This is a genomic window from Micromonospora sp. NBC_00858 (assembly GCF_045207365.1).
Lineage (GTDB): Bacteria > Actinomycetota > Actinomycetes > Mycobacteriales > Micromonosporaceae > Micromonospora.
Genome location: NZ_CP108828.1, coordinates 4856089 through 4873170, shown reverse-complemented (window position 1 = coordinate 4873170; position 17082 = coordinate 4856089). Strand labels below are relative to the sequence as shown.

The 17082-nt window shown below is 72.6% G+C and carries 14 protein-coding genes; 9 read left to right on the top strand and 5 right to left on the bottom strand.

The annotated features are described in order from the left end of the window. Window positions 1-7 precede the first annotated feature (7 nt). The 5 genes from OG990_RS22590 to OG990_RS22570 form a co-directional block, all read right to left on the bottom strand. Complete coding sequence (locus OG990_RS22590) at window positions 8-529, bottom strand: DinB family protein (RefSeq protein WP_406077067.1); 522 nt, start codon at window positions 527-529, stop codon at window positions 8-10. Between the two features lie 44 nt (window positions 530-573). Continuing rightward, the gene (locus OG990_RS22585; protein ID WP_328424496.1) at window positions 574-1068 is read right to left on the bottom strand and encodes a universal stress protein; all 495 of its coding nucleotides are present in this window, start codon (window positions 1066-1068) and stop codon (window positions 574-576) included. Between the two features lie 11 nt (window positions 1069-1079). Further along, on the bottom strand, window positions 1080-2699 hold the full coding sequence (locus OG990_RS22580; RefSeq protein ID WP_406077066.1) for an MDR family MFS transporter: 1620 nt from the start codon (window positions 2697-2699) through the stop codon (window positions 1080-1082). A gap of 146 nt (window positions 2700-2845) precedes the next feature. After that, entirely contained in the window at window positions 2846-3286 is a 441-nt protein-coding gene (locus OG990_RS22575; protein ID WP_328424498.1) for a MarR family transcriptional regulator, read from the bottom strand. Between the two features lie 26 nt (window positions 3287-3312). Beyond that, the gene (locus OG990_RS22570; RefSeq protein WP_406077065.1) at window positions 3313-5025 is read right to left on the bottom strand and encodes an alkaline phosphatase D family protein; all 1713 of its coding nucleotides are present in this window, start codon (window positions 5023-5025) and stop codon (window positions 3313-3315) included. An 83-nt stretch (window positions 5026-5108) separates the two neighbouring features. Between OG990_RS22570 and ftsY the strand changes: the two genes are divergently transcribed. From ftsY to OG990_RS22525, 9 genes are all read left to right on the top strand, one after another. After that, a complete protein-coding gene (gene ftsY / locus OG990_RS22565) occupies window positions 5109-6296 on the top strand; it encodes a signal recognition particle-docking protein FtsY (protein WP_328424502.1) in 1188 nt (395 codons plus the stop codon). A 6-nt stretch (window positions 6297-6302) separates the two neighbouring features. Then, complete coding sequence (locus OG990_RS22560) at window positions 6303-7166, top strand: aminoglycoside phosphotransferase family protein (RefSeq protein WP_328424504.1); 864 nt, start codon at window positions 6303-6305, stop codon at window positions 7164-7166. A 275-nt stretch (window positions 7167-7441) separates the two neighbouring features. Further along, window positions 7442-8854, top strand: a complete 1413-nt coding sequence (locus tag OG990_RS22555; protein WP_406077064.1) for an ammonium transporter — start codon at window positions 7442-7444, stop codon at window positions 8852-8854. Between the two features lie 25 nt (window positions 8855-8879). After that, window positions 8880-9218, top strand: coding sequence for a P-II family nitrogen regulator (locus OG990_RS22550; RefSeq protein WP_007456507.1), 339 nt, complete (start codon window positions 8880-8882; stop codon window positions 9216-9218). Between the two features lie 17 nt (window positions 9219-9235). Beyond that, window positions 9236-11566 (top strand): [protein-PII] uridylyltransferase, encoded by a 2331-nt coding sequence (locus tag OG990_RS22545; protein WP_406077063.1) that lies wholly within the window; start codon window positions 9236-9238, stop codon window positions 11564-11566. Window positions 11567-12177: 611 nt separating this feature from the next. Continuing rightward, window positions 12178-13341, top strand: coding sequence for a sensor histidine kinase (locus tag OG990_RS22540; RefSeq protein ID WP_406077062.1), 1164 nt, complete (start codon window positions 12178-12180; stop codon window positions 13339-13341). Next, complete coding sequence (locus OG990_RS22535) at window positions 13338-13994, top strand: response regulator transcription factor (RefSeq protein ID WP_328424512.1); 657 nt, start codon at window positions 13338-13340, stop codon at window positions 13992-13994. The genes OG990_RS22540 and OG990_RS22535 overlap by 4 nt, the downstream gene beginning before the upstream one ends. A gap of 162 nt (window positions 13995-14156) precedes the next feature. Beyond that, window positions 14157-15713: a signal recognition particle protein gene (gene ffh / locus OG990_RS22530; RefSeq protein ID WP_386989796.1), complete on the top strand. Its 1557-nt coding sequence runs from the start codon at window positions 14157-14159 to the stop codon at window positions 15711-15713. A gap of 62 nt (window positions 15714-15775) precedes the next feature. Continuing rightward, window positions 15776-16855 carry an amidohydrolase family protein gene (locus tag OG990_RS22525; RefSeq protein ID WP_406077061.1) on the top strand — a complete coding sequence of 360 codons (1080 nt, stop codon included), beginning with the start codon at window positions 15776-15778 and terminating at the stop codon, window positions 16853-16855. Window positions 16856-17082 lie beyond the last annotated feature (227 nt).

The following is a 17082-nucleotide window of genomic DNA, read 5'->3' as shown; positions in this document are numbered from 1 at the left end:
GCGCGGGTCACTCGCCGGTGGCGCCGTCGATGCGTTCCCGGATCAGGTCGGCGTGGCCGTTGTGCCGGGCGTACTCCTCGATCATGTGCACGTAGACCCAACGCAGGTTGAAGACGCGCTTCTTGGCGCCGACCTCGGTGAAGGTCTCGTCGAGCGAGTGCCCGGCGGCGGCCTCCCGGGCCAACGCCACCTCGCGGTGGAAGATGGCGAAGTCCGCCTCGGCGTCGGCGGCGCTGACGTCGTGATCGGCGTCCGGCGTCTCCGGGGTGAAGTACGGGTAGTCGACCGGTTGGCCGGCGAAGCTCTCCCGGAACCACCACGCCTCCACCTCGGCCAGGTGCCGGACCAGGCCGAGCAGGGTCAGCCCGGAGGGCAGCACGCTGGGCGTGCGCAACTGGTCCTCGGTGAGCCCGGCGCACTTGAGCAGCAGCGTCTGGCGGTGGTAGTCGAGCCAGCCCTCGAGCATCGTGCGCTCGTCGCCGACGTACGGTTCGGGGGTCCGGGTGATCTCCGGTGCGGTCCAGGTCATGCCGCGTATCCTGCCCGGCGTCCCGGACAGTCCGCGACGGGTTGTCAGGGCACCACGACGACGGGCCAGCGCCCGGTGCGGACCAGACGGGTGGCGACCGAGCCGACCAGCCGGTGACCGGCCTGCTCGGAGGCGCCCACCACCACCATGTCGGCCTGGAACTCGTCGGCCGCCGCCCGCAGCTCGCCGTACGCGTCGCCGCGCCGGCACAGGAAGGTCACCGGTACGCCCAGCTCCTCGGCCCCGCGCCGGCACTCCCGGCGCAGCTCGTCGGCCAGCTCGTTGTGGGTCCGCTGCACCGCGCCGGCGTCCATCCCGGGCACCAGGGCGGTCAACCCGCTCGCTGAGCTGACGAAGACCACCACCAACGCGGCACCCTGCCGGCGGGCCAGGCCGGCGGCGTACCAGCCGGCCCGCTCGGAGGTGCGGGTGCCGTCCACGCCGACCAGGACCACCCGGGGCCCGTCCGTGCCGCGTTCGAACGGCAGCGGGCGGGTCCGGGGGCCGTACTCCTCGCGGTCCGGTGCTCCCACGCTCATGGCTGGCTACCTCACCTCTGCTCGCCGGTACGGACCACGGCGGCACCAGCGCCGGCCGCGATGGTTGATTCTTGCTCGATCTCGGCACCGACCGGGGAGCTGTTGTGCTGCCGCAGCGGCACCTCCTTGATGAAGCTCACCGCGATCAGCGCGATCAGCGCGAAGGGGGCGGCGGCCAGGAAGATGTCGCCGGCGCCGTGACCGTACGCGCTCTCCACCACTGCCCGGATCGGGCCGGGCAGAGTGTGCACGTCGGGCAGGACACCACCGCTGCCCGAGCTGGACGCGGAGATGCCGAGCCGGGCCAGGCCGTCTGACGTGTAACCCGTGACCTTTTGGGCGAGCACCGCGCCGAGCGCGGAGACGCCGATCGCGCCGCCCAGGCTGCGGAAGAACGCCACCACCGAGCTGGCCGCGCCGAGCTCGTGCGTGCCGACGGTGTTCTGCACGGCGAGGACCAGGTTCTGCATGGTCATGCCCAGGCCGATGCCGACCAGCGCCATGTAGACGCTGAGCAGGGTGAAGCTGGTGTCGGCCCGGAGCGTGCCCATCATCGCGAAGCCGACGGTGAGCAGCGCAGTGCCGATCACCAGGAACCGCTTCCAGCGGCCGGTACGGGTGATGATCCGGCCGCTCAGCGTCGAGGAGACCAGCAGGCCGAGGATCATCGGCAGGGTCATCAGGCCGGACATGGTCGGGCTCTGGCCGCGGCTGATCTGGAAGTACTGGCCGAGGAAGACCGAGGCGCCGAACATGCCCACGCCGACCGCGATGCTGGCGACGACGGCCAGGGTGATGGTGCGGTTGCGGAACAGCCGTGGCGGGATCATCGGCTCGGCGGCGCGGGTCTCCACCCGGATCGCCAGCGCGGCGAGCACCAGGGCTCCGACCACCATGGCGACGCTCTGCCAGGAGGCCCAGGCGAACTGGTTGCCGGCGAGCGAGACCCAGATCAGCAGCAGCGAGACGGCCGCGGTGATCAGCGTGGCGCCCCACCAGTCGATCTGCGCCTTCCGCTTCACGACGGGCAGGTGCAGGGTCTTCTGGAGCACGACCAGCGCGGCGATGGCGAACGGGACGCCGACGTAGAAGCACCAGCGCCAGCCGAGCCAGGAGGTGTCCACGATCACGCCGCCGATCAGCGGGCCGCCGATGGTGCCGACGGCCATCACGGCGCCGAGGTAGCCGCTGTAGCGGCCGCGCTCGCGTGGCGCGATCATGGTCGCCATGATCACCTGGGCCAGCGCGGTGAGGCCGCCGGCGCCGATGCCCTGGAGCACCCGGCAGGCGATCAGCTCTTCGGTGCCCTGCGCGGCGCCGGCCAGCACCGAACCCAGCACGTAGATCCCCAGGGAGAGCTGGACCAGGAGCTTCTTGCTGGTGAGGTCGGCGAGCTTGCCCCAGATGGGGGTGGTCGCGGTGGTCGCGAGCAGGGCCGAGGTGACCACCCAGGTGTACGCGGACTGACCGCCGTGCAGCTCCGTGATGATCCGCGGCAGCGCGTTCGAGACGACCGTGGAGGAGAGGATTGCGACGAACATGCCCAGCAGCAGCCCGGAGAGAGCCTCCAGAATCTGCCGGTGGGTCATGTCGACGCCGGTCGCCCGGGTGGGCGCTGTCGCCTGGCTCATCGTTGCTGCCTCCGAGTGGAGTCGAGGTGGAACGGCGGGGGCCTGCGGTGCGGCGGCCGCCTGGGAGTTGCCTGAGGCAACCATGCCTCTTGGTTGCCTCAAGCAACAACTTGTCGGAGGGGAGGAACATTCCGGGTCGGCGGGGGTCATTTCCGGGTGTCGTTGAACCGGGCGAGAAGCCGGGCGAACTCCTCGACGTCCCGTGCTGGCCAGTCGTTCAGGGTGCGCAGGAACTCTCCCACCCGCGCGGACCGGGCGGCATCGAACCGGCGCTGGCCCTCCTCGGTGAACCTGATCTGCGCGGCCCGCCGGTCGCTCGGATCGGGGTCGCGGCGGACCAGGCCGAGCGCTTCCAACCCGTTGATCTGCCGGCTCAGCGTTCCCTTGCCGACCCCGAGCCGCGCCGCCAACTCGGTCAACCGGATCGACCCGCTCCGGCGCAGCCAGAGCAGCAGCCCGTAGGTGTTCGGTTCGAGGTTCGGGTGCACCTCCCGGCCGATCTCCCAGGAAACCGCCCGACCACGGCGCAGCAGGGCGGTCAGTTCGTGCTCGACCGCCCGGATCGGCTCCGACAGGTGCTCGTCCACGGGCTCAAGACTACGGTCGGGTCGGATCAGCCGTCGTGGGAGAGTCGGCGGGCCATCACCGGGCGTAGTCGTCCGTCACTCGTGGTGCCCTCGATGGTCACGTCGGCCCCCCGGCCCTGATGGGTCAGTGTGGCCACCGCGTTGCCGAAGTACGGGCCGGCCAGCTTGCGCCAGCGCACCCCCGGCCGGCGGACACCGGCCGAGCGGGCCAGCGCCCGGGCGGCCCCGGCCGGGCCGGACGACCAGCCCAGCCGCATCACGGGACGCATGCCGGCCGGTACCTGGTTGTGGATCGGCGAACAGGTGAGCTGGTGCACCGGGGTGACCACCGTCGGATCGGCGAACCGGGCCCTCGCCACGTACGAGTGGTGCACGTCACCGGAGAGCACGCTGATCGACGCTGGCGGGGCGTACGCCGGCCCTGCGCCGACCCGCGCGCCGGGCTCGCTCGGCGTGCCGGTGCCGATCCGGGCGAAGGTCTCCGCGAGCGCCTCGAAGGATTGCCGGAAGGCCGCCCAGTGCTCCAGGTCCAGTGCGCGGCGCAGCTTCTCCGCCCCGCGGGCCACCCAGGGCCGGTGCGAGTCGGCCAGCTTCTCGTTCCACGCCTCGACGTGGTGGATGCCCTGCGGCAACAGCCAGGGCAGCGAGGCGCCGACCACCAGGTGGTCGTAGACCCCGTGCGCCTGGTCGAGGAACCAGGACCACTCGCCCGGCGGCAGCATGGCCCGGTTGCCCTGGTCGAGCACCCGGCTGCACCGGTTGTCCAGCATGACCAGCCGGGTCCGGCCCAGGTCCAGTGCGTAGCTCCACTGGTACTGCACCGAGCGCCAGCGCTCGGTGTCGTGCGCCAGGTCGGACTCCTGGTCGACCCGGTGCCCGAAATCCCGCAGCACGCCGGTGGCGTCCTCGGCGGCCACGACCTTGGCGAAGACCGGGTCGGCGGCGACCTCGTCCGGGGAGAGGTTGCCCAGGTGCTGGTAGACCCAGTACGAGGCGAGCCCGCTGCCGATCCGCTCGGCCCACCACGGTTGCCCGCGGAGCTCCGCCCGCCAACTGGCCGAGGTGTTCCAGTCGTCGATGATCTCGTGGTCGTCGAACATCATCACGCTCGGCACGGTGGAGAGCAGCCAGCGGATCTCCGGATCCCGCCAGGACTCCAGGTAGAGCTTGGTGTACTCGTCGAAGCTCACCACCTGGTCGGCCGGGGCGCCCTTCGGCCGCCGCCGGCGCCGGCGCAGCAGCCGGCGCACCGTCGGCGAGGTGACGTCGGCGTAGACCTGGTCGCCGAGCAGCACCAGCAGGTCGGGCCGCGCGGCCGACTCCGGGTCGGCCATCAACCGCCGGGCGTACGCGTCCAGCGCGTCCGGCGGGAGCTTGCGGGTGGTGGCGTGCTGGGTGGTCTCCCGGCATGAGCCGAAGATCAGGCTGACCGGCTGGTCCCGGTCGTCGGCGGCCCGGGTGCGGATCACGCTCGGCGGGAAGCCGCTGCTCGGCACCGGCCAGACGACCTCGTCGTCGACCAGCACCTCGTAGGTCGTCGCGCTGTCCGGGGTGAGCCCCTCCACCACCACGAGCGCGTAGTGGTGGTCGTACGCCGAGAAGGTGGGTGTGGTGCCGCCGGCGCCGGACGCGGTGCGGACCGTGACCACGGCGGGCGCCGCCGTCTCCACCCAGATGGTCGCCCGGGTGTCCACCACTCGCCGCAGGAGGGGGCCGATGAGCAGGTGTGGGGCGGGCATGCGGCCGAGCCTACCGCCGGTTCCTGGCACCGGTCGGGTGCGGTGGCTGGGACGCCATCGCCGGCATCTGACAGGATTCCGGCATGGCCGAATATCTCGTCCTCGTTCTGGTCCTGCTCGGTGTGCTGATCGTCGGCACAGTCGGGCTGGTGGTGCCGCGACTGCGGCGGCGGCCACAGCCTCCGCTACCGCGCACCGAGGTCGACACCCGGGCCGAAGAGGATCTCGCGGGCCCGCCGGTCGAGGCACCGGAGTCCGATCTGTCCACCGGTGTCCTGGTCGAGCCGCCGGTCATCGAGGCGCCCGCGCCGGCCGTGGAGGTGCCCGAGCCGACCGCCGGGCGGCTGGTCCGGCTCCGGTCCCGGCTGTCCCGCTCACAGAACGTCTTCGGCAAGGGCCTGCTCGGCCTGCTCGCCCGCGACCACCTCGACGAGGACGTCTGGGAGGAGATCGAGGACAGCCTCATCACCGCCGACGTCGGCGTCGACGCCACCCGCGACATCGTCGACCGGCTGCGCGAGCGGACCAGGGTGCTCGGCACCCGCTCGGCCTCCGAGCTGCGCGCGCTGCTCGCCGCCGAACTGGTCAACGCGCTGGACCCGAGCCTGGACCGGTCCCTGCGGACCGCGCCGAAGGACGGCGTGCCGGCGGTGCTGCTGGTCGTCGGCGTCAACGGCGCCGGCAAGACCACCACCTGCGGCAAGATCGCCCGGGTGCTGGTGGCCGACGGCCGCAGCGTGCTGCTCGGCGCGGCCGACACCTTCCGGGCCGCCGCCGCCGACCAGCTGGAGACCTGGGGGTCGCGGGTCGGTGCGGAGACCGTCCGCGGCCCGGAGCGCGCCGACCCGGCCAGCGTCGCCTTCGACGCGGTCAAGCGCGGCATCGACACCGGCGTGGACACCGTGCTCATCGACACCGCCGGTCGTCTGCAGAACAAGATCGGCCTGATGGACGAGCTGGGCAAGGTCAAGCGGGTCGTGGAGAAGCAGGGGCCGATCGACGAGACACTGCTCATCCTGGACGCCACAACAGGGCAGAACGGCCTGGAACAGGCACGGGTCTTCACCGAGGTGGTCAACGTGACCGGCGTGGTGCTGACCAAGCTCGACGGCACCGCGAAGGGCGGCATCGTGATCGCCGTGCAGCGCAAGCTCGGCATCCCGGTGAAGCTCGTCGGCCTCGGTGAGGGCAAGGACGATCTGGCCCCGTTCGACCCGGCGCAGTTCGTGGACGCGTTGCTGGGGACCGAGGCCGCCGGACGGGACGCGTAGTCTCGGGTGACCACCGACGATCGCGCGTACGCGGGCTGGCGCGACCCCGGCCACCCCTCGCAGCGCCTCGGGAGACCGTACGTGACTTCGCAGGAGATCCCGCTGCACGGCGGCAACGTGAGCACCGTGGTCCGGGTCGGAGACACGGTCCGCCGCAACGCCGGGCCGTGGACCCCGTCCGTGCACGCCCTGCTGCGGCACCTGGAGTACGTCGGGTTCACCGGCGCCCCCCGGGCGCTCGGCATGGACGAGCGCAACCGCGAGGTGCTGTCGTACCTGGAGGGGGAGTGCGGGGAGTACCCGCTCGCCCCGCACTGGGTGACCGACGAGGCGCTGGTCACCGTCGCCACCATGCTGCGGATGTTCCACGACGCGCAGTACGGCTTCACCCCGCCGCAGGGGGCGGTCTGGCGCTCGTTCGGGCCGCCGCCACCGGACACCGAGGTGATCTGCCACCACGACGCCGCGCCGCACAATGTGATCTGGCGGCCGGACGGCACGCTCGGGCTGATCGACTTCGATCTCGCCTCGCCGGGTTCCCGGATCTACGACGTGGCGTACGCCGCCTGGACCTGGGTGCCGATCTTCGCCGACCGGGACTCGATCACGCTGGGCTGGAAGCGTCCGGACCGGCCGCGCCGGCTGCGGCTCTTCGCCGACGCGTACGGGCTGATCCCCCGGGACCGGCACCGGCTCATCCGGACCATTCGCAAGCGGATCGTGGACCACGTCGAGGGGATCCGCCGGATGGCCGCCGCGGGTGAGCCGGCCTTCGTCCGGATCGTGCACAAGGGGCACCTGCGCCGGCCGATGCGCGACCTGCGGCTGCTCGACTACGAGCGGCACGCGCTGGAGAACGCCCTCCGCTGAGCCCTGGCCGGTCGATGCCCGGCCGGCCTCGGTGAGCGCGTCGGTCGATGTGCCTGGCCGGTCAGCCATCGGCGTACGTCGTCTGGATGATCCACCACCGTCCATGCCGCTGGCTGTGCGGACTTCGTGACACGTACGAAACAACCCGTCACGAAACGGAAACCGGCACGAGACCCTGGGTGAAACAGCCGGCCGCGAAGCTTCCGCGCAACCGGCCTACGGGCGACGCTGCCCCGGAAAGCCGCGAAGGAGGACTTCACCTTTAGGAGGCCAGCGTGCCTGAAGCACCGACGATCGGCGGCGCCAATACCGTTTGGCTGCTGGTTTCGACCGCGCTCGTGCTGCTCATGACCCCGGGACTGGCGCTGTTCTACGGCGGCCTCAACCGGGCCAAGGGCGTACTCAACATGATGATGATGAGCTTCTCCGCCATTGGGCTCATCTCTATTCTGTGGTGGTTCTACGGCTTCAGCGTCGCCTTCGGGACCGACGTGAACGGATTCTGGGGCGACCCGGGCGCGTACCTCGGCACCAAGACCTTCCTCGCCGAGACCGACCTGTGGGGCGCGACGGCGGAGAACCCCAGCGGCATCGGGGTACCGCTCTACGTGTTCATGGCCTTCCAGATGGTCTTCGCGGTGATCACCGTCGCGCTGATCAGCGGTGCCATCGCCGACCGGGCCAAGTTCGCCGGCTGGCTGCTGTTCGCCTTCGGCTGGGCCACCCTGGTCTACTTCCCGGTCGCCCACTGGGTGTGGGGCGGCGGGATCATCGGCGGTGACATCCACGCGTTGGACTTCGCCGGTGGCACCGCGGTGCACATCAACGCCGGTGCGGCCGCGCTGGCTGTGGCGCTGGTGCTCGGTAAGCGGCTCGGTTGGCCGCGCGAGGGCATGAAGCCGCACAACATCCCGCTGGTCGCGCTCGGTGCGGGCCTGCTGTGGTTCGGGTGGTTCGGGTTCAACGCCGGTTCGGAGCTGACCGTCGACTCGGTCGCCGGGCTCGCCTTCATCAACACCCAGCTCGCCACGGCGGCGGCGGTGCTCGGCTGGATCGCGGTCGAGTGGATCAAGGACCGGAAGCCGACCATGGTCGGCGCCTCGTCCGGTGCCGTGGCCGGCCTGGTCGCCATCACCCCGGCCTGTGGTTTCATCGCACCCTGGGCCGCCGTCCTGCTCGGCATCGTCGCCGGAGCCGTGTGTGCGCTCGCCGTCAGCCTCAAGTACAAGCTCGGCTACGACGACTCTCTCGACGTGGTCGGCGTGCACTTCGTCGGCGGTTGGATCGGGTCGCTCTGGCTCGGTCTCTTCGCCACCAACTCGGTCAACGCCGCGATCAGCGACGTGGTGGGTGCCTCGGACGGCCTCTTCTACGGCGGCGGCGCGACCCAGTTGGGTCGGCAGGCGCTCGCCGGCCTGATCGTCTCCGTCTGGTCGTTCGGCATCGCCTGGGTGCTCGCCTTCGTCATCGAAAAGACGATCGGCTTCCGCGTCAAGGGCGAGGCTGAGGTCGATGGCATCGACATCGCCGAGCACGCCGAGAGCAGCTACGACCTGTCCCCGTCCGGCGGCGGCACGGGCAGCGCGTTCGCGATGGCCGGCATCGGCACCCCCGGTGGCGGCGCGGCGAGCGGTGCCAAGCCGGAGGCGGACTCCGCCGAGCCGGTCAGCGCGAAGGTAGCCGGTTAACGTTCCTGGGATGGAGGGGTTGGACATGAAGCTGGTGACCGCAGTCATCAAGCCGTACCAACTGGACGCGGTGAAGGAGGCTCTGCACGCCCTCGGGGTGGCCGGGCTGACCGTCAGCGAGGTACAGGGGTACGGGCGGCAGAAGGGGCACACCGAGGTCTACCGGGGTGCCGAGTACACGGTCGAGTTCCTGCCCAAGATCCGGGTAGAGGTGCTCACCGACGAGATCGACGTGGAAAAAATCGTGGACGCCATCGTCGGGGCTGCCCGCACGGGCAAGATCGGCGACGGCAAGGTCTGGGTCACCGGTGTCGAGGAGGTCGTCCGGGTGCGTACCGGCGAGCGCGGCCTCGACGCACTCTGACCCGGACCACGACCGACATGACCTCGTTGATCAAGGGGAACGCGTCAGGGCACGCCGGTGACGGCGACGCGGACCTCTTGATCAACGAGGTCGTCGGCGTACCCGGGGGGATCGGCGAGCCGGCCCGGCTGGCCCGTGCCGCGGCGTACGACAGGTTCCTGCGGGGGTTGCTGCCCGAGGGCGACGGGGTGGCGCTGGTCGCCGTCGGCGGGCTGGGCCGGCGGCAGTGCGCCCCGTACGGCGATCTCGACCTGGTGCTGCTGCACGCCGGGGTGCCCGGCACGGACGAGCTGGCCGCCTCGGTCTGGTACCCGATCTGGGACGCCGGCCTGCGGCTGGACCACTCGGTGCGTACCGTCGCCGAGGCGCTCTCGGTGGCCCAGGACGACGTCAAGGTCGCCCTCGGGCTGCTCGACGCCCGGCTGGTGGCCGGTGACCGGTCGCTGGCCGACGCACTGATCCGCACCGCCGCCGACCACTGGCGGCGGACCGCCGTCCGCCAGTTGCCCGGGCTGCGGGAGGTCACCGCCGCCCGCTGGCAGGCCCACGGTGAGCTGGCCTTCCTGCTGGAGGGCGACCTCAAGGAGGCCGCCGGCGGGCTGCGCGACGTGGGGCTGCTGCGGGCGATCTCCGCCGCCGGGATCACCGACGCGCTGCGCCCCGCCGTGCGCGCCGCCCACCTGCGCCTGCTGGACACCCGGGACGCCCTGCACCAGCAGGTCGGCCGCCGGGTCGACCGGCTGTTGGCCCAGGAACGGGACGGGGTGGCCGCGCTACTCGGCCTCCGACAACTCCAGCTGGGCGGGTCTGACCCCGCGCGGCGACCCGGAGCCGTCGTCGAGGACGGTGACACCCTCCTGCGCCGGGTCGCCGGCGACGCGCGCACGGTCAGCCACGCCCTGGACGACGCCTTCCGGGCCGCCGACCGGCTGCGCTCGGGCCGTTCCCGGGGCGGGAACACCCGCCCCGCCCGCCGCCCGGTGGCCCGGGACGTGGTCGAGCACGACGGCGAGCTGGTCCTCGCCCGCACGGCGATCGGCGCACGCCCCGACCCGAGCCTGTCGCTGCGCGTAGCCGCCGCCGCGGCGGCCACCGGACTGCCGATCGCCCGCGCCACCTGCGAGTGGTTGGCGGCATACTGCCCGCCGTTGCCCGCGCCCTGGCCGGCCGAGGCCCGGGCCGCGCTGACCACGCTCCTCGGCGCCGGGCCCGGCCTCGTGCCGGCCTGGGAGACCTGCGACCGGTACGGGCTGGTCGACGGCTGGCTGCCCGAGTGGACCCGGCTGCGCAGCCTGCCCCAGCACAACCCGGTGCACCGGTACACCCTCGACCGGCACCTGGTGCAGACCGCCCACGAGGCCAGCCGACACGCCCGCGAAGTGGACCGGCCCGACCTCCTGCTGCTGGGCGCACTGCTGCACGACATCGGCAAGGGGTTGCCCGGTGACCACAGCACGGTCGGCGTACCGCTGGCCGAGGCGGTGGCGACCCGGATCGGTCTACCCACCGCCGAGGCCGAGCTGATCGGCAAGCTGGTCCGGCTGCACCTGCTGCTGCCCGACGTGGCCACCCGCCGGGACCTGGCCGACCCGGTCACCATCGCCTCGGTGGCCGAGGCGGTCGGCGACACCGGCACCCTCTACCTGCTGCACGCGCTGGTCCGCGCGGACGCGGCGGCCACCGGGCCGGCGGCCTGGTCGGACTGGAAGGGTCGACTGGTCGCAGAGCTGGTCGCCCGGGTCCGCACCGCGCTGGACACCGGCGTGCTGCCCGAACCGCCGGCCCCCGACCCGGCGCTGCTGGCCGGGCCACTGCCGGTCGTCCACCTGACCGGGGACCGGGTGGCGGTGGCCGCCGCGGACCGTCGGGGCCTGCTCGCCACGGTGGCCGGCTGCCTGGCCCTGCACCGGCTGGAAGTGATCTCCGCGGACGCCTCCGCGGTTGACGGGCGCGCCCTGGTCGAATGCCGGGTGCAGCCCCGCTACGGGCTGCCGCCGGACCCGGTTTCGCTCCGCGCCGACCTGCGCAGAGCGGTCGCCGGCGATGTGTCGGTCACCCAGCGACTGCGCGGCCGTGCGCTCGCCGCCCGGAGCGGCGGCGCGGCCCCCCGGGTGGTCTGGCACCGGGAGGCGGCCACCGACGCCGTGCTGCTGGAGCTGCGCGCCGCGGACGCCGCCGGGCTGCTCTACCGGGTCACCTGCGCGCTCGACGAAGCAGGCGCCCTGGTCCGCGCGGCCCGCATCTCCACCCTCGGAGCCGACGTGGTCGACGCCTTCTACCTGGTGGGCGGCTGGCCGGACGACGCCACCCGGGCCCGCCTGGAGGCCGCGGTCCTGGCCGCCGTCTGAACCACCCTCGGATCCGGCCTGCCACCCGGCCCTGCGCGGCGCTTCACGGCCCTGCGCGGCGTTTGCCTAGCCGCCGCGCTGCCCTCGGATCTCGTGCGTGCTGCAGACGCCCCGGGGGTAGTCGCTGTCCGGCTGCCGCGCGCGGTGCCCCCTGGATGCTCGGCCGTCGGACCCTCGTTCCAGCCGGTCACTCCCACGAGCGTGATACCTCAGAGTCATATTCATGCCTCAGGGTCATCACGCTCTTTAGGCTGTCCGCCACAGACCCGGTGCGACCGAGACTTCCGCCCGCTTTCGCCGCCCCGGGTGCGTCGCAGCGGGGTGCGTCGCCCGGGGCGCGTTGCCGGGTGCGCTGACCGACCGAGGCGGTGGTGACGGCGCGGTTGTCCGACCGGCACATCGCCCCGCAGAACGTGCAGTGCCTGCTGGGCGCGGCCGGTGGGCTGTACGGGTGCGCTGGCGGGAGTGCCAGCCGGCGCGGCGGGGTTCGGCGGGGCGGGGCAAACAGGGAGGCGTGGTGGCGCTGGGGCGGCGGGTACGTCCGGGGGCGTAGTGGCGGTGCCGCCCGTGGACGCACGCCGACTGGCGTCGACGCCGGCAGAATGACGGCCATGCGGCGGAGTGGGCAGTGGGCGAGGCGGGCGGCTCCCGATGCCGTGCTCGCCCTGGTGCTGCTCGGATTCGGGCTGCTCGCCACCGGCCTGGCCGGGGACAACCAGCCGGGGTCGAGACCGGTGGACGCCACCTGCCGGGTGCTGATCGCGCTCGCCGCGTTGGCCCTGCTGGCCCGGCGGCGTGCTCCGGTCGCGACCCTCGCCGTGGTTACCGTGGCCACCGCGACGTACCTGGTGCTCGGGTACCCGTACGGGCCGGTCCTGCTCACCTTCCTGGTCGCGGTGTACACCGTGGCGGTGCGGCTGCCGGTGCGCCCGGCGTCGCTCGCCATCGGTGGCGCGTTCGTGCTGCTGCTGACCCACGTCTTCTGGTCCCGGGGCCCGGCGCCCGGCTGGGCCGGAGTGCTGCCCGCGTCGGCCTGGGCGGTCGTACCGTTCGCGGTGGGAGTGGTGGTGCGGGTCAACCGCGAGGCCGCCGAGCGCAGCCGTGCCGAGCAGGCCCGCACCCGTGCCGAGCAGGCCCGGCGCCAGGCCGACGAGGAGCGGCTGCGCATCGCGCAGGAGGTGCACGACGTGGTGGGACACGGGCTGGCCGCGATCAGCATGCAGGCGGAGATCGCCCTGCATCTGCTGCCGAAACGGCCCGAGCAGGCGGAGACCGCGCTCACCGCGATCAGCCGGACCAGCCGGGAGGCCCTGGACGAGCTGCGGGTCACCCTGGGCGCCGTACGGCGGGGAGCGGAGCGTGGGCCGGTACCCGGCCTGGCCCGGCTCCCGGCGCTGCGTGACCGGCTTGCCGGGGCCGGGCTCGCCGTCGAGGTGCGGCTGGTCGGTGATCCCCGGGAGCTGCCGGCGGCGGTGGATCTGGCCGCGTACCGGGTGGTGCAGGAGGCGTTGACCAACGTGCTGCGGCACGCCGGGGTGGCCAGCGCGGAGGTGACCGTCGGCTACCGCTCCGACGAGGTGACCGTCGAGGTCACCGACCGGGGCACGGGCGCCGCCCGCGCCGGGTTCGAGAATGCCGGCGACGAGAGTGGCGGGCACGGTCTGGCCGGGATGCGCGAGCGGGTCGACGCGCTGGGCGGGCGGCTGGCCATCGGGCCGCGCCCCGACGGCGGGTTCCGGGTGCACGCCCGGCTGCCGGTGGAGCCGTCCCCGTGATCCGGGTGCTGATCGCCGACGACCAGGACCTGGTCCGGATCGGGCTGCGCGCGCTGGTCGAGAGCGAGGACGACCTGGCACTGGCCGGCGAGGCGGCCGACGGGCTGCGCGCGGTGGAGCTGGCCCGCCAGGAACGGCCGGACGTGGTGCTGATGGACATCCGGATGCCCGGCATCGACGGGATCGAGGCGACCCGGCGGATCGTCGCCGACCCCGACCTGGCCGGTACGCGGGTGGTGGTGCTCACCACCTTCGAGCTGGACGAGTACGTCTTCGACGCGCTGCGGCACGGTGCGAGCGGGTTCCTCACCAAGGACACCCGACCGGCCGAGCTGCTGCGGGCGATCCGGCTGGTCGCCGAGGGGGAGGCGCTGCTGTCGCCCTCGGTCACCCGTCGGGTGGTGCGGGAGTTCGCCACCCGGCCGTCCCGGGTCGCCCGTCCGCACCCCCGACTGGACGCGCTGACCGACCGGGAGCGCCAGGTGGTCGGGTTGGTCGGTGAAGGGCTGAACAACGAGGAGATCGCCGCCCGGCTGGTGGTCAGCCCGGCGACCGCGCGGACCCACGTCAGCCGGGCGATGGGCAAGCTGGGAGCCCGGGACCGGGCCCAGCTCGTCGTCTTCGCGTACCAGTCGGGGTTGGTGTCCGGTTGACGGCGCCGGCGGCCCGGCGCGGGGCGCGGCCGGGGCGGCCGGGACGCGGGGCCGGGCCGGCCGACAGCGGCCGTGCGGCCGGCCGGTTACCCTTGCGGTGGCCGGACTCCGCACTGCCGGCCGCGTTGTGCCCGCCGGAACACTGACAAACGGGATGTTCGCGTGTTTGACACCTTGAGTGACCGCCTGTCCGGGATCTTCACCAAGCTCCGCGGCAAGGGCCGGCTCACCGACGCCGACATCGACGCCACCGCGCGCGAGATCCGTCTCGCGCTGCTGGAGGCGGACGTCGCGCTGCCGGTAGTCAAGGGCTTCATCGCGAACGTCAAGGAGCGGGCGCGCAGCTCAGAGGTCTCCCAGGCGCTGAACCCGGCCCAGCAGATCATCAAGATCGTCAACGAAGAGCTGATCAACGTGCTCGGCGGCGAGGGCCGGCGGCTCCAGTTCGCCAAGCAGCCGCCGACGGTGATCATGCTGGCCGGCCTCCAGGGCTCCGGTAAGACCACCCTGGCCGGCAAGCTGGCCCGCTGGCTCAAGGGCCAGGGGCATCAGCCGCTGCTGGTCGCCGCCGACCTCCAGCGCCCCAACGCCGTCGGGCAGCTCCAGGTGCTCGGTGGCCGTGCCGGCGTCGAGGTGTACGCCCCGGAGCCCGGCAACGGCGTCGGCAACCCGGTGCAGGTCGCGCGCGACTCGATCGAGCACGCCAAGCGGGCCGCCCGGGACATCGTCATCGTCGACACCGCCGGCCGGCTCGGCATCGACACCGAGATGATGCAGCAGGCCGCCGACATCCGCGACGCCGTCAACCCGGACGAGGTCATCTTCGTCATCGACGCGATGGTCGGTCAGGACGCCGTCCGTACCGCAGAGGCGTTCCGCGACGGCGTCGGCATCACCGGCGTGGTGCTCTCCAAGCTCGACGGCGACGCCCGCGGCGGTGCCGCGCTGTCGGTGCGCGAGGTGACCGGGCAGCCGATCCTGTTCGCCTCCACCGGCGAGAAGCTGGAGGACTTCGACGTCTTCCACCCCGACCGGATGGCCAGCCGGATCCTCGGCATGGGCGACGTCCTCACTCTGATCGAGCAGGCCGAGCAGGCCTTCGACTCCGATCAGAAGGAGAAGATGACCGCCAAGCTGATGGGCGGCGAGCAGTTCACCCTGGAGGACTTCCTCGACCAGCTCATCGCGGTGCGGCGGATGGGGCCGATCGCCAACGTGCTGGCCATGATGCCGGGCATGGGGCAGATGAAGGACCAGCTCGCGGATCTGGACGACACCCACTTCGACCGGGTCACCGCGATCATCCGATCGATGACCCCCGCCGAGCGCACCACCCCGAAGATCATCAACGGCTCCCGCCGGGCGCGCATCGCCAACGGCTCCGGGGTCACCGTGATGGACGTCAACCAGCTGCTCAACCGCTTCGCCGACGCGCAGAAGATGATGAAGCAGATGGGCGGCATGATGGGCCTGCCCGGCGGTGGCCGGCGCAAGGCGACCAAGTCGCCCAAGAACAAGCGCAAGGGCACCAAGGGTGGCGGTCGGCCGCGTACCGGGGCGGGCGCGGGGATGCCGGGCGGCTTCCCGGGTGGCATGCCGCAGCTCCCGCCGGGGATGGACCCGAACGACCTGGCCGGCGGTCAGGGCCTGCCACCCGGCTTCAAGCTCCCGAAGATCGACTTCAACAAGCTCGGCAAGGGCGACAACCGTCCCCGGTGAACGGGTGTCGGTGAGGGCGGGCGACATCGCGGACGACGGGATGATCCGGTAGGACTGTGCACATGGCTCTTCATGTGCGCGGTGTGCTGCTTCCCGACGACGAGGTCCGGGATCTCTGGCTGGTCGGCGACCGGGTGACCTTCACTCCGGTGCCCGGAGCGGAGACGGTCTCCGACGGTGGCTTCGTCCTGCCGGGGCTGGTCGACGCGCACTGTCACATCGGCATCGCCCGTGGTGGGGCGCCGATCACCTCCCTGGACCAGGCCTGCGAGCTGGCCCATGTCGACCGGGACGCCGGGGTGCTGGCGATCCGCGACGCCGGCTCGCCGTACCCGTACCCGGAGTTGGACGACGAGCCGGGCCTGCCGCGACTGGCCCGCGCCGGCCGGCACGTGGCGCCGCCGAAGCGCTATCTGCGCGACATCGGGGTGGAGGTCGGCGCGGCCGAGGTGGCGGCCACGGTGACCGCGCAGGCGCGCGCCGGCAACGGCTGGGTCAAGCTGGTCGGCGACTGGATCGACCGCGGCGTGGGCGACCTGGCGCCGGCCTGGGACGCGGACACCCTCACCGCGGCCGTGCGGGCCGCGCACGACGCCGGGGTACGCGCGGCGGTGCACACCTTCTCCGAGTCGGCCGTGGAGATCATGGTGCGGGCCGGGGTGGACTCGGTGGAGCACGGCACGGGGCTGAGCCTCGACCTGATCGACGAGATGGCCCGCCAGGGCACCGCGCTGATCCCCACGATGATCAACATTGCCACTTTCGGCGGGATCGCCGAGCAGGCGCGGGACAAGTTCCCCGGGTACGCCGAACACATGCTGGCACTGCGGGACCGCTTCCCCGAGGTGGTGCGGGCCGCGCACGAGGCGGGCGTGCCGATCTACGTGGGCACCGACGCGGGCGGTGGCATCGACCACGGGCTGGCCGCCGAGGAGATGCTGCTGCTGCACGAACGGGCCGGAATGGCACCGCTCGACGTGCTCGCCGCCGCCTCCTGGGGCGCCCGGGAGTGGCTCGGCTTCCCCGGCCTGGTCGAGGGCGGCCTCGCCGACCTGACCGTCTATCCCGAGGACCCCCGCCACGACCTGCGCGTCGTCCGCGCCCCGTCCCGCACCATCCTCCGCGGCCACGTCATCCGCTGACACACGCGCGGCCCGCACTGTCCTGCAAGATCGCGCGGCCCGCGCGGCCCGCGCGGTCGTGGGTCCGCGCACGGCCCGCGCGGCCTGCAAGATCGCGCTCGATCCTGGATGTAGTGGCCTCGGCGTCATCAGGATCGCGGCGTGGATACCTCCGCCCTCGGGCGGAGGAGGAATCGCCGCCCTCTCACCTCGATAATCGTCTTACAGAATGGACTGCTAGGATGTGA

What these genes read in the sequence shown, in the direction of transcription:
- OG990_RS22580 (WP_406077066.1), bottom strand. Translation starts at nt 2,699, where the DNA reads ATGAGCCAGGCGACAGCGCCCACCCGGGCGACCGGCGTCGACATGACC.
- OG990_RS22570 (WP_406077065.1), bottom strand. Translation starts at nt 5,025, where the DNA reads ATGCCCGCCCCACACCTGCTCATCGGCCCCCTCCTGCGGCGAGTGGTG.
- ftsY (WP_328424502.1), top strand. Translation starts at nt 5,109, where the DNA reads ATGGCCGAATATCTCGTCCTCGTTCTGGTCCTGCTCGGTGTGCTGATC.
- OG990_RS22550 (WP_007456507.1), top strand. Translation starts at nt 8,880, where the DNA reads ATGAAGCTGGTGACCGCAGTCATCAAGCCGTACCAACTGGACGCGGTG.
- OG990_RS22545 (WP_406077063.1), top strand. Translation starts at nt 9,236, where the DNA reads ATGACCTCGTTGATCAAGGGGAACGCGTCAGGGCACGCCGGTGACGGC.
- OG990_RS22525 (WP_406077061.1), top strand. Translation starts at nt 15,776, where the DNA reads ATGGCTCTTCATGTGCGCGGTGTGCTGCTTCCCGACGACGAGGTCCGG.
- OG990_RS22585 (WP_328424496.1), bottom strand. Translation starts at nt 1,068, where the DNA reads ATGAGCGTGGGAGCACCGGACCGCGAGGAGTACGGCCCCCGGACCCGC.
- OG990_RS22540 (WP_406077062.1), top strand. Translation starts at nt 12,178, where the DNA reads ATGCGGCGGAGTGGGCAGTGGGCGAGGCGGGCGGCTCCCGATGCCGTG.
- OG990_RS22590 (WP_406077067.1), bottom strand. Translation starts at nt 529, where the DNA reads ATGACCTGGACCGCACCGGAGATCACCCGGACCCCCGAACCGTACGTC.